The 11,929-nt window shown below is 56.0% G+C and carries 13 protein-coding genes; 7 read left to right on the top strand and 6 right to left on the bottom strand.

Annotated features, from left to right (window positions below):
- Positions 1–16 precede the first annotated feature (16 nt).
- The 4 genes from H6F59_RS14500 to fabG all read left to right on the top strand — a co-directional run bounded on the left by H6F59_RS14500 (position 17) and on the right by fabG (position 3,235).
- Entirely contained in the window at positions 17–703 is a 687-nt protein-coding gene (locus H6F59_RS14500) for a prepilin-type N-terminal cleavage/methylation domain-containing protein (protein ID WP_190701182.1), read from the top strand.
- Positions 704–741: 38 nt separating this feature from the next.
- Positions 742–1,716: a prepilin-type N-terminal cleavage/methylation domain-containing protein gene (locus H6F59_RS14505; RefSeq protein ID WP_190701185.1), complete on the top strand. Its 975-nt coding sequence runs from the start codon at positions 742–744 to the stop codon at positions 1,714–1,716.
- 57 nt (positions 1,717–1,773) lie between these two features.
- Positions 1,774–2,352, top strand: coding sequence for a prepilin-type N-terminal cleavage/methylation domain-containing protein (locus H6F59_RS14510; protein ID WP_190701188.1), 579 nt, complete (start codon positions 1,774–1,776; stop codon positions 2,350–2,352).
- 124 nt (positions 2,353–2,476) lie between these two features.
- Positions 2,477–3,235, top strand: coding sequence for a 3-oxoacyl-[acyl-carrier-protein] reductase (gene fabG, locus H6F59_RS14515; protein ID WP_190701191.1), 759 nt, complete (start codon positions 2,477–2,479; stop codon positions 3,233–3,235).
- Here fabG and H6F59_RS14520 read toward each other — a convergent pair.
- Complete coding sequence (locus H6F59_RS14520) at positions 3,232–3,813, bottom strand: DUF3611 family protein (protein ID WP_190701194.1); 582 nt, start codon at positions 3,811–3,813, stop codon at positions 3,232–3,234. The two genes, fabG and H6F59_RS14520, sit on opposite strands and share 4 nt — an antisense overlap.
- Positions 3,814–3,883: 70 nt before the next feature.
- Here H6F59_RS14520 and H6F59_RS14525 point away from each other — a divergent pair, with 70 nt between their 5' ends.
- Entirely contained in the window at positions 3,884–5,293 is a 1,410-nt protein-coding gene (locus tag H6F59_RS14525; RefSeq protein ID WP_190702114.1) for a TldD/PmbA family protein, read from the top strand.
- A complete protein-coding gene (locus H6F59_RS14530; RefSeq protein WP_190701197.1) occupies positions 5,286–5,789 on the top strand; it encodes a Uma2 family endonuclease in 504 nt (167 codons plus the stop codon). Before H6F59_RS14525 ends, H6F59_RS14530 begins: the two co-directional genes overlap by 8 nt.
- Here H6F59_RS14530 and pdxH read toward each other — a convergent pair.
- The 5 genes from pdxH to H6F59_RS14555 all read right to left on the bottom strand — a co-directional run bounded on the left by pdxH (position 5,786) and on the right by H6F59_RS14555 (position 10,709).
- Positions 5,786–6,421: a pyridoxamine 5'-phosphate oxidase gene (pdxH, locus tag H6F59_RS14535; protein ID WP_190701201.1), complete on the bottom strand. Its 636-nt coding sequence runs from the start codon at positions 6,419–6,421 to the stop codon at positions 5,786–5,788. The genes H6F59_RS14530 and pdxH overlap by 4 nt on opposite strands.
- A gap of 41 nt (positions 6,422–6,462) precedes the next feature.
- On the bottom strand, positions 6,463–7,383 hold the full coding sequence (locus tag H6F59_RS14540; RefSeq protein WP_190701204.1) for a TIGR01777 family oxidoreductase: 921 nt from the start codon (positions 7,381–7,383) through the stop codon (positions 6,463–6,465).
- Positions 7,384–7,886: 503 nt separating this feature from the next.
- A complete protein-coding gene (locus tag H6F59_RS14545; protein ID WP_190701207.1) occupies positions 7,887–8,570 on the bottom strand; it encodes a zinc metallopeptidase in 684 nt (227 codons plus the stop codon).
- Between the two features lie 190 nt (positions 8,571–8,760).
- Complete coding sequence (locus tag H6F59_RS14550) at positions 8,761–9,540, bottom strand: RDD family protein (protein ID WP_190701210.1); 780 nt, start codon at positions 9,538–9,540, stop codon at positions 8,761–8,763.
- 182 nt (positions 9,541–9,722) lie between these two features.
- Positions 9,723–10,709, bottom strand: coding sequence for a hypothetical protein (locus tag H6F59_RS14555; protein ID WP_190701212.1), 987 nt, complete (start codon positions 10,707–10,709; stop codon positions 9,723–9,725).
- 95 nt (positions 10,710–10,804) lie between these two features.
- Between H6F59_RS14555 and H6F59_RS14560 the strand changes: the two genes are divergently transcribed.
- On the top strand, positions 10,805–11,809 hold the full coding sequence (locus H6F59_RS14560; protein ID WP_190701215.1) for a stage II sporulation protein M: 1,005 nt from the start codon (positions 10,805–10,807) through the stop codon (positions 11,807–11,809).
- The last annotated feature ends 120 nt before the right edge of the window (positions 11,810–11,929 follow it).

Raw genomic sequence — 11,929 nt, forward strand, 5'->3', positions numbered from 1 at the left:
CAGGAGGCCGCACACCGTGATTACCAATCGACTCAAACGCCATCTTTACTGGGCTGGGGGGCGATTCCCAGCCCAAGGGCAGCAGGGTCTCACCCTGATTGAATGTCTAGTCGCCATTATTGTCGTGGGTTTGGTCAGCAGCGCCATTGCTCCTGCCCTGGTTATTTCGGTAGCCACTCGGGTACAGAGCCAAAAGGCAGAGCAGGCCCTAGAGCTAGCCCAGTCTGAAATCGATCGGGTGCGTCTACTCGTCGAGCGCGCTGAGGCCAATGATAGCAATCTGCCGCCCTCTACTCCCATCGCCGGTGCTAACCCAGACAGTAGGGTGGCTGAGGTGGCCGGGCCAACCTACGGTGCCCCTGTGGCTGCCCCCACTACGGCCTTTCAGACCCGTGCAGCTAGCCTCAACGGCAACCAGTTTGCCGTGCAGACCTACCGTACCCCAGGTCGATTTGTCGGCAGTGTACCCGTTACCTTTGGCATGGGCGTGCGGGTGTACGACTACGAAGCTGTGTTGACGGGCAGCGGCAACTTATCTAAAGACCCCGCTGCTCTACGCATGGTTGATGGTGCAGGGCAGCGGGGCCGACGCCCTCTAGTTGCTCTTTACACCAATGTCACAGTGGGAGAGGGCGGTAATTCGCTGTGTCAATACATTCAGCATCTCAATACTGCGGCTTCGGTGCCTACCGGCTGCAACTAACTGTGCGATCTACAATCATCTCTTGAGGGTGACACCCTATGGCTAATAAAGCCGATATGAATTTAATGCTGGCTTGGCTGCTGCGGGCGAAACAAACTAGTCGTCGGGGCTTTACCTTAATTGAGCTGCTGGTTGCGATCGTAGTTGGGTCGCTCATCGTTGGCACCATGCTATATTTGGTGGTTGAGATGCTGAGAATCAACCGCCGCGAAGAAATACTGACCCAAACTCAGCAGGATATGCGTCGCGCGATCGACTACATCACTCGCGACGCTGGTGAGGCTGTCTATATTTACTCAACTCCCGCTGCGGTACTTGGCCAACTCAATGGGTTTCCCAACGGTGGCGAAGTGCCAGTGCTCGCCTTTTGGCGGCTAGACCCGTTAGATCCAACTAATGCTGGCGTTCGAACCTTTTTTAACACAGCATGTTCTGCAGCCTTTTCAGGGGTCAAACTCAACGAGTGCAATACTCTACGACTTCGCCAGGGCTACTACACCCTTGTGATTTATGCCCAACAGCAAAACACTGGCAACGACATTTGGGGTGGCAGGTCTAGAATTGTGCGCTACGAGCTACCCAAATACACGGCAACTGGGTTGTCAAGCCTAACTATTACGCCGGGCTATGCAGAACCGACGGGCAGCACCAATACCTTTGCCACCTGGACAAAAGGAACAGGAACTACCCCTCGCAACCTGTCGGTGCTTACCGACTATGTAGACAATACTGATCCAAACGAAGCGACTACTGGCCTTTGCCCAACAGGCTATTTGCAAACTCCAGCCAATGCAAATAATTTTTATGCCTGTGTGAGGCAAGGCACCACGCAGGTTAGCACTGAAGACAGTAGCTTAACTGTTGGCAGTAACCAAACGCTAATTGTATTTTTGCGAGGCAATACTGCCGCTGACAATCCGGCTCTTGGAGCATTTTCGCAGGCCGGTCGCTTACCCACACTGAAGTCTGAAGTGCTGATCCGGGGTGTTATAGACAAGCAACCTGGGTTGTAGTTGATTAGGTGCAGTTCAAGGTTAGTTTGAGTTGAGTTGTTTTCTTTGGTAGCTGCTATGAAACGCCTGCGCACACTAGCTAAACAGTCTGAAGCGGGGTTTACCCTAATTGAGCTGCTGGTGGTCATTGTTATTGCTGGGGTGCTAGCTGGTATCGCGGCACCGAGCTGGTTTGCCTTTTCAAACCGCCAGAGGGCGATCGCTGTACGTAGCGATGTTATTCAAGCGGTTAAAACTGCTCAGCAAGACGCCATACAGCTGCGGCAGGCCAGGCAGGTAGAGGTTGTGAGTACTGCGACTAACCCCACCCTTAGAATTGGCTCGTTAGACTTTAGCACCGGCACCGCGGTATTTAACGGCAGGGAACAGGTACTTGGGGGAGAAGCTAACAAAACAGGGCAAATTACGGTAACAGCCTACAGGGCATTGCCTAACGGCACTAGAGACACTACGGTAAACAGTATTGCCTTTAACCACCAGGGATTGCCTACTGATAGAAATAGACTGCCCTTTGTAGTTACTATCAGCGGCGGGCCAGGCACAATCCAGCAGTGTGTAATCGTGGCTAACTTGTTAGGTAGTCTCAAAACCGCCAATAACACTGAATGCGATAACCCCAGAGTTGGTCTTAACTAACCAAGTACCACACTGTTAAAAGTCGCAGCTAGGCGATCTGATGCCCAGGGTTTATCTACTCACGACTGGCCCCATTTTGTGATAAAAACAATGGGCGTGTTTTGCGAGCTAAGTGAGGTATCCCATGGTTGCATCTTCCCCATCCCTTGAGGGCCAGGTAGCTATCGTAACAGGAGCTTCGCGGGGTATTGGTCGGGCCGTAGCGATCGCCCTAGCTGCATCAGGAGCCCAAGTTGTTGTCAACTATGCTCGCTCTAGCACCGCCGCCGATGAGGTGGTCGCTCAAATTACAGAGGCAGGCGGCAGCGCCGTAGCCATCCAAGCCGATGTCTCCCAGACCGATCAGGTGGACGCGCTGATTAGCGGCACCTTAGAGAAGTTTGGCCGCGTCGATATTTTGGTCAACAACGCTGGCATTACCCGCGATACCCTGCTGCTGCGCATGAAGCTTGAAGATTGGCAGAGCGTCATCGACCTCAATCTAACCGGAGTATTTTTATGCACTCGGGCCGTGGCCAAGATCATGCTGAAGCAGCGATCGGGGCGAATCGTTAACATTGCGTCGGTGGCTGGTCAGATGGGCAATCCAGGGCAAGCTAACTACAGCGCGGCCAAGGCCGGCGTGATTGGGTTTACCAAAACCGTGGCGAAAGAATTGGCTAGCCGAGGCATCACCGTTAATGCTGTGGCTCCAGGCTTTATCGAAACCGACATGACCGACGATCTGTCCAACACAGACGAGATTCGCAAATTCATTCCCCTAGGACGGTTTGGTCAGCCCGAGGATATTGCGGGCATGGTGCGATTCTTAGCAGCAGATCCGGCGGCCTCTTACATCACGGGCCAGGTGTTCAACGTGGACGGCGGCATGGTCATGGCCTAAGCACGATTGACCATACGCAGCAGCCATAGAGTGGCAGACAGCGACACAAAGTGGGCCAGCAGCGTGTTGGTGTTGGCCTGCACTACAAAAATGTCGAAGGCTTCAACGTACTGATTGATATTGCCTGGCGTAAATACAGTGCCGCCCTGGGGTTGAGACAATGCCTTCCCCAATAGAGACCCAATCAGCGCCTGGCTGCCAAACAGGGTAATTAACATACCAACCATGCTGACGATGGTGCCTAGCCGCAAGGCCTGGAGAGCATCTTTCGGACTAGGGCGCTTGGCGATATCGCGGCTACGTAGCCGCCGCCCCAGTTGAGTGTAGCGAAAGGCCCAAAAGGCGCTGAGGTAGACGGCTACCAACCCTAGCGCAGCAAACAGCAGCCCCACACCGGTGCCAGGATTTGCCGTTCCCCCCGATCGCGCCCCCAGATTGACTAGAGCAAACATCAGCACCAGGCTGGAGATTGCTGCTAGCACTATCTGTACCCAAAAGCTGATCCAGCCTACTACGCGAAAGGAGCCTGAAATACGCCGTACGGCGGGGGGTAGGGTGTAGTCAAAGTCTGTAGTCATACCTGTGATTCTAGCCTGGGGACAGGGTCTTCTGAATGATACATTTGGGGAAAGGCTTGGGGGCATGGATATGGTAGAAGCGATTGACCAGGCAAAGACTCGGGTGCAGGAGTTATGCGATCGCTGGGGTCCCCGCGTAGACTATTTGGCCATTCGCCTAGAGCAGTCGGAGGGCACCGACATTTTTCTGCGGGGTGGGCAGGCAGAAACCCTCAGCGAGGCGATCGCGATCGGAGGCCATGTGCGGGCCTGTTACCGGGGAGGCTGGGGCTTTGCTAGCTTCAATGATCTAGAGAGCTTGGCCCCCTGCGTCGAAGCTGCGATCGCTGCCGCTCGCCTAGTCGGCCATGACGAAACCCTGCTGGCCCCCGTAGACCCCGTGCAAATCACCCGCCAATTGCCTCTTACCGGCACCGACCCACGCCAGATCTCTCTAGCCCGCAAAAAGGCCTTGTGCAACCACTACGCTGACCTGCTCCAGAGCATCGACAACCGGATCGCCACCACGTCTGTGCGCTACAACGATGTGGCCCAGCGAGTGCTCCTAGCCACCTCCGAAGGCACTCTAATCGATCAGGCCTGGTCAGACATGGAAATGCGCTTTGCCGCCACCGCCCGCGACGGCAACACTGTACAGACCGGGCGTGAAACCACTGGCTCGCGTAAGGCTTACGAAGATTTAGAGGATCTGGATGGTCAAGTCATGGGAGCCGCCCAACGGGCAGTTGCGGCGCTGGATCTACCATCTGTGCGGGGCGCCGCCTACGATGTGGTGATCGACCCAATTTTGACCGGACTGTTTGTTCACGAGGCCTTTGGTCACCTGTCAGAAGCCGATATGGCCTACGAAAATCCCGACCTGCTGGAGTCGATGAGTTTGGGCCGGCGGTTTGGCCCCGACAGCCTGCAAATTTTTGATGGCGCTGCTCCCCAGGGCCACCGGGGCAGCTATTTTTATGACGACGAGGGTACCCCCGCCACCACCACTCAGCTGATTGAGAATGGCGTTTTGGTAGGGCGACTGCACTCCCGCGAAACGGCGGGTAAGCTGGGTGAGCAGCCCACGGGCAATGCCCGCTGCCTCAACTATCACTACTCGCCCCTGGTGCGCATGACCAACACTTGGATTGAGCGGGGCACCACGCCGGTTGATGACCTATTTGCTGACATCAAAGAAGGCGTCTATGCCCGCAACTGGCTAGAGGGCATGACCAATGGCGAAATGTTTACCTTTACCGCCGGGGAAGCCTGGATGATTCGCAACGGTAAGCTGGCGGAGCCCGTGCGCGATGTTACCCTATCGGGCAATGTGTTTCGCACCCTGGCCGATATTGAAGCGATCGGCGATGACTTCTACTGGGATGAGTCGGGAGGCTGCGGCAAGGGTGGGCAGAATGGGCTGCCCGTGGGCTGTGGAGGCCCCAGCTTACGCATTCGCAATGTGGTGGTAGGGGGCGAGGCTGAAGACGAGGATGAGTGACAGTTCAGTGAACCAGGGGCGCATTTTACGCAATCTTATGCGCCTGATGGACGTTACCTGCGGCCACAGCCTCTACGAGGTGCTGCCCCGCGGAGTACAGGTCTGGCTGCCAGAGCAAGGTAAAGGGATTTACCCCGATCTGCTGGTGGTGGCTGGCGAACCTCTGCTCCACAATGGTCAGGCTGATAGATTGCTCAACCCCTGCGTCATCTTCGAAATCCTAACAGGGCCAACCCCGAGTTACGACCCAGAATCTGCCACGTTGCCCGAGCGCAGCCGCATGTTTCGCCACTGCCGGGCAATTCCTTACCTGCAAGCCTACTTGTTTGTGCACCAGACTGAGGCCCGGGTAGAGCAATTTTATCGGGCAGAGGAGCATCTGTGGGGCATGACGGCTCAGAGCGGGCTCGACTCAGTGGTAGAGCTGGCGATTACCGATGCCCGCCTGCCCATGATGGATATCTATGAGCGAGTGGACTTTAGCCTGTTGGTCTAGGGAGAGAGCCGGGCGATCGCCCACTCATCCTCCTGCCAGCTATACAAGAATCGGTCGTGGAGGCGGCTGGGTCGCCCCTGCCAAAACTCAAAGCTGGTGGGCTTGACCCTGTATCCCCCCCAAAAGTCGGGTAGGGGTACTTCCTGATTGAGAAACTTTTCCTTCATCTTCTCAAACTGCATCTCTAGCATCTGCCGTGAGGCGATCACGCTGCTCTGCTGCGATACCCAAGCCCCCAGCTGACTACCCCGGGGGCGCGACGAAAAGTAGCGCAGCGACTCTGCCGCCGAAATTTTGCTGGCGGGGCCGGCGATCGTCAGCTGCCGCTCTAGGGAATACCACGGGAACAGCATCGAAACCTGGGCATTCTCAGCGATGTGCTGAGCCTTGCGGCTGCCGTAGTTGGTAAAGAAGACAAAGCCGTCGCGATCGAAATATTTGAGCAGTACGGTGCGCTGGTAGGGAGCCCCTGCTGGAGACACCGTAGACAGCACCAGCGCATTGGGCTCTAATAACTCAGCCTCACGGGCCTGCTGAAACCACAGCTCAAATTGGGCAAAGGGGTCGGGGTTGAGCTCACTTAGGTCTAACCCCCGCTGACTGTAGTCACGGCGCAGTTCACCAATATCCATGACGTGTTTCGGCTTAATCTTTCAGGCTTAAGGGCTCGGTATTAAACAATCTCGTCTAGGGCGTCTTTGACCTGGGCGTAGTGGTAGGTAAATCCGCTGGCCTCGGTGCGTTTGGGTAAGACCTGCTGCCCTTCTAGCACCACCTGGGCTCCGTCGCCCAGAATGGCTTCTAGCACGAAGTCAGGCACTGGCAGCCAAGAAGGGCGATTGAGAACTTTACCCAGGGTTTTGCAGAACTCGGCCATGCGCACTGGGTTGGGGGCGGTAGCGTTGTAAATTCCTTCCATTTGAGGGTCGTTGAGCGCTTTTACAATCAGATTCACGAGATCGTCGCGGTGAATCCACGAAAACCACTGGCGACCACTGCCGATTGGCCCGCCGGCAAACATGCGAAAGGGGGTGAGCATTTTGGCCACCGCTCCGCCCATGCCCAGCACAATGCCAAAGCGCAAAATGACTAAGCGAGTGCCGTAGTCTTTGACCGAGTGGGCCGCCCCTTCCCAGGCCTGGCACACCTGAGAGAGAAAGTCATTTTCGATGGGGGTGCTGGTTTCGTCGAAGGTGGTGCTTTCGCTGGTGCCGTAGTAGCCAATGGCCGAAGCGTTTACCCACACGCTGGGTTTGGGATCGGCCTTAGCCAAGGCCTCGACTAGCTTTTCGGTGCCCACCTTGCGACTGTCTAAAATCGCCTGCTTGTGCTCGTCGCTCCAGCGCTCTGAAATCGGTGCCCCAGCTAGGTTGACCACCCCATCGCAGCCCGAGAGTATGCCCGTTTGCCAATTGCCTGACTCTAGGGGGCTGTAGGCCACCACTTCCACCTTGGGGAAGGCGGCTTGAGGAAATACCCGGCGGCCATGATCGATGCTGCGGGTGAGCACCACCACCATGTGGCCATCGGCCTGGAGCCGTTCTACCAAGCGGCTGCCAACAAAACCCGTGGCTCCAGTAATTACAATTTTCATGGGCACCTGATTCTAGGTAAGGGTAAGGTTAGCCCGCTAGATGGGCCACCAGTGGGCGATCGCTGCCCAAAATTGGGACAGCAGCAGGCTCACAACCGCCTGCGGTTCAGACTTACAGCACCATCCTGAGGTCGGTGCTGCATGACCCTGCCATTGAAGCAGGCTTGGTCTAGGATAAACCATCTGCTTGAGCCGATTCACCACAGGCCATGCTGTTTGCCCCAGTGAAACGCCTCTTAGAGCACATTGAGGATAGCCCTCGATCGTCGCGATCGCTGACTAGGCCGCATTCTATCCCTTGCGATCGATCGCCCTTGGAGCCACCAAAAATTAATGGAATACTTTTTGGCCCGCTAAGGAGAGTACCTTCATGAGCCAGAATCAGCAACACCGTGCGATTTTCTATCGCCCCATCCTCACCTCAAGCTACCCCTGCCCATGATCTCGACCATGCCCGCGTGAAATTTGGCGGTGGAAGCTCAAGTGGCTATGGTAGAACGGAGCTAGCGGCGGCGGTTGATTAAAATGATGTAGTAAAGCAAATTGAGAAACGCGGTAAACGCCGTGGCTACGTAAGTCAGAGCGGCGGCACCGAGCACGGCTCTCGCCCCTTTATTCTCTTCACCCTGAAGAATGCCCAACTCATCGACCAACCGCAGGGCCCGACGCGAAGCGTCAAACTCTACCGGCAGGGTAACGACGTGAAACAACAACACCGTCGCAAAGAAAATGACCCCTAGCCAGGCCAAATTGAGAATGTTAAAAATCAGCCCCGCCATAATCAATATCGGCCCCATGTGAGAGCCTAGGTTAACCACCGGCACGAGGGCAGCCCGCAGGTTCATAAACTTATAGCCCTCCACGTCTTGCAGCACATGGCCGCACTCGTGGGCCGCCACCGCCGCCGCTGCTAACGAACCTGACCTGTAGATGCCCTCGGAAAGGCATACGGCCTTAGCGCGGGGATCGTAGTGATCGGTGAGTTCACCAGCCACAGGCTCAACCTTGATATCGCGCACACCCTTTTTGACCAGAATGGTTTGGGCCACTTGGGCTCCCGTCATCCCCATGGTGGAATGCACTTGAGAATATTTGCGATAGGTACCTTTGACCTTGCTCTGCGCCCAAAAGGTGAGGATGGCTGTGGGGATAGCAACCAGCAGGATGTAAATGGGGTCGAAGAACATGACCTAGCCTGGAGGTGTAGATGACTGACAAGTTGTCTTCCGGGAATGATAGCAGCCGCGTTGTCAGGACTCCTTAAGCTTTAAGGTGCTTCTAAGGATTGGGGGGAGGTGTGGGGAGTGGGAGGGTAGGGGGTGGATGGGTAGGAGGTAGGGGTACATTCCTCAGCCCTACACTCTACGCCTCACCCCTTCACTTCCCTTGTTGGTAGGCAGAGTAGAGGGCTTCTAAGAAGGTGTCGGCAGTCATCTCAGTTGGCAGAGTCTCAAGACCGAGTTGATCTCTAAAGCGGCGGGCTAGCTGGTCGCTGACTAGGATTTTGGCTTTGGGGCTCATGGCCTGTCGGCGCTGCAAAAACTCGCGCACGGTGGCAAAGTCGTCGGGGGAGAGCCGGGTGATATCTACCAGGGCTAGCAGGTCTTTGCCGATCGCCTGCGATCGCTCGGACACTTGAATCTCACCGCTGGTCACGGGGTCGGTTTGCACGACCAGGGTGCCAGCTAGCCAGTCGCCTACTCGCTTCTCGGTTTTGCTCAGCAACACGCAGAAGAAGCCGACAAAAAGAATATCGTCGATGGGGCGCAGCAGCGATCGCAGGGTAGCCTGGGGCAATCGCTCGGGCTGACCATCGTCGCGAATGACGCGAATTTTGGCGTAGCGCTTGCCGGGGGTTTGGCCATACCACCAGGTTTCAAACAGGGCAAAGTAGCCGACGTAGAGGGCAAAGGCGAGAACGGCGGCGATCGCTGTGATCCACAGCTGCACGGTCTCGCTCGGAATCGTCAGCAGCGTATCCATCGCCAGCAGCCGCACCAGCAAAAAACTATAGATAACGGCTAGTCCCGTTAGCCCTGCCCCCAAGCAGAGGTAGTCGAGGGTGAGCGCGACAGCCCGACTACCTACTCCCGCCAGCACAAACTCTAGTTCAACGCTCTCGGGGGTGCGAATGGTGACGGTGTTGAAGAGGGGCATGGAGGGGTGGGGGATGAGGGAGTGGGGAGTGGATGGGTAAGGGAGTGAATGGGTAAGGGGGGTGGGGAAGGTGAGGAGGGTGGGGAAGGTAGGGAAGTTTTATCAAACGGTTTTATCTCTTCACTCACCTACTCTCCCTAACCTCCCATCTCCCTTATCTCCTCATCGTCCTTACCTCAGGACTAAGGATCAGAATTAAGCCCTTGCCCGTCATCGTGGCGTAGGGAGAGATCTAGTCCCTCACGGCGGCTACGCAGGTCGTAATAGAGCACGCCTTTAACCGCCTGCCACAGGGGTAGCACCACCAAGCTGCCCGCTATGCTCAGCAACAGGCTGAGCATAGCGGTAATGCCATAGACTGCGTCATTGACGGGCATCAGCTCCAGCAAAATGCTGGGGATATAGTTAGTCACAGCCAAAATGGGCAGCTGAATTAAAAACGTTGCCAGAAACACCACCTGAATGCGCACAATTGAATCTTTGGTGAGTTCCCAACTGCGGCTCAGGCTGCCGCCAGCATCGCATTGAGGCTCGATGGCTAGCACTACCTCAGAAATAAATAGCCGCGAGGCTATCCAAATCAGCGCTACGAGCAAAACACCAAAGCCGATCAGCATCCCTAAGGAAATGCCTATCACACCGCCGACCGATTCATTAATCAGCGCCGAAAAAATGCCTGCTGTCAAAAATCCGATGCTACCTCCAGCAATCAGCGCCAGCAGTGACCCCGCCAGGTAAGCGGCCATATAGGCCAGCAGCAGTAAGAAGCCCAGAAATAAGAACTGCCCCAAACGAGGAGCCACTGCGCGCCTAGCATCTAAGGCGGTCTCGGGCTGGCTGATCAGCTCTCGAAACGAAAGCCTGCCGATAACGCTGGAGAGCGCGTAATACTTAGCAGAGCCGTAGAGCAAAGGCGCAAACCCTAGCAGTGATCCTACTAGGCCACCAATCACAGCCCCCGCCTCACCGCCAGCCCCATAGCCGATGCCGGCCAGAATGGCGATCGCCAGACCCATGCCAAAAACCCCACCCACAAGCCACAGGGTGGCCAGCGCTGCCAACTGACAAAACGTTTTGAATCGGTCTTTGCAGAGCCGCAGCGCCGCGCTCACTACATCACCGGGATTGAGGGGGCCGAGATGGCTACCCTGCTGTGCGAATGGGGTCATCGGCTCCGTCTCCTAGGAGTTTTACAACGGTGTGCGTTCATTTCGAGGTTAGCCTACACTTCTCTGTAGAATGCCCGTTTTTCTGGCTTTGCTTCATGAATATTCAGCGTTGGATGGCCCGGCGAGAAGCGAGCTGGCGACAGCTCGAAACTCTACTCGCCCAGGCTGAGAAAAGCGGGCTTAGGTCGCTCTCTGCCGTCGAGGTGCGGCAGATGGCCAGCCTCTATCGATCAGTCTCGGCAGATTTGGCTCGGGCCAAGGGGCATGGTGTGGGTCAGGCCGTCATTAAGGATCTGCAGCGGCTCACCAGTCGCAGCTATAGCCAAATTTATCAGGGCTCCCGCCGCCAAGAGTGGCAAGCGCTTTGGGACTTCTGCCGCTATGGCTTTCCGGCGGTAGTGCAGCGAAGTTGGGCCTACATTGCCGTGGCTACGGGACTGTTTGCGATCGGTGGGCTGGTGGGCTGGTGGTTTGCCTGGCAAGACCCCGCCTTTCTCACGCTAGTGCTGGGTCAAGAGTTTGTTGAAGAGGTCAAAACCAGCCAGGAGTTGTGGACGGTTTCGATCATGGGCATTGAGCCCGTTGCCTCCAGCGGCATCATGATCAACAACATTGGGGTTTCCTTGCGGGCGCTGGTGGGTGGTGTGACGATGTTTATGCCCGAGGTGCCGTTGGTTACGCCGCCCGGAGCGTTTACGGTGTTTATGTTGGTGTTCAACGGGCTGATGATTGGCTGCGTTGGGGTGCTGGTGGCCCAAGCCAACCTGGCCTACGACTTGTGGGCTTTTGTGTTTCCCCACGGGGCGCTGGAGCTACCGGCTATTTTTATGGCCGGAGGAGGCGGGCTGCTGCTAGCTCGAGGCATTTTGCTGCCCGGTCCCTACCGCCGCATTGATGCACTGAAATTGTATGGCCTACAGGCGGCTCAGCTGCTCTACGGCATTATTCCCATGCTGGTGATTGCGGGGCTGATTGAAGGGTTTTTCTCGCCTCAGACCTGGATTCCTGACGAGTTCAAATACATTGCAGGAATAGTTATCTTCATTGCCCTAGTGCAGTACTGTCGCACTCAGCGCCCGACAAAGAATTTGATTTTGTGAATAGCAAACAACGCTCAATATACTGAGACGGAGTCATTTAGTTAGTTATAGAAACGTTAGAGCAGGGCCGTTAATTTGGGTGGCAATCTCTAAAAGTGGTCTATCTGTCAGAGCGATCGC

This window comes from Nodosilinea sp. FACHB-141, assembly GCF_014696135.1.
Classification (GTDB): domain Bacteria; phylum Cyanobacteriota; class Cyanobacteriia; order Phormidesmidales; family Phormidesmidaceae; genus Nodosilinea.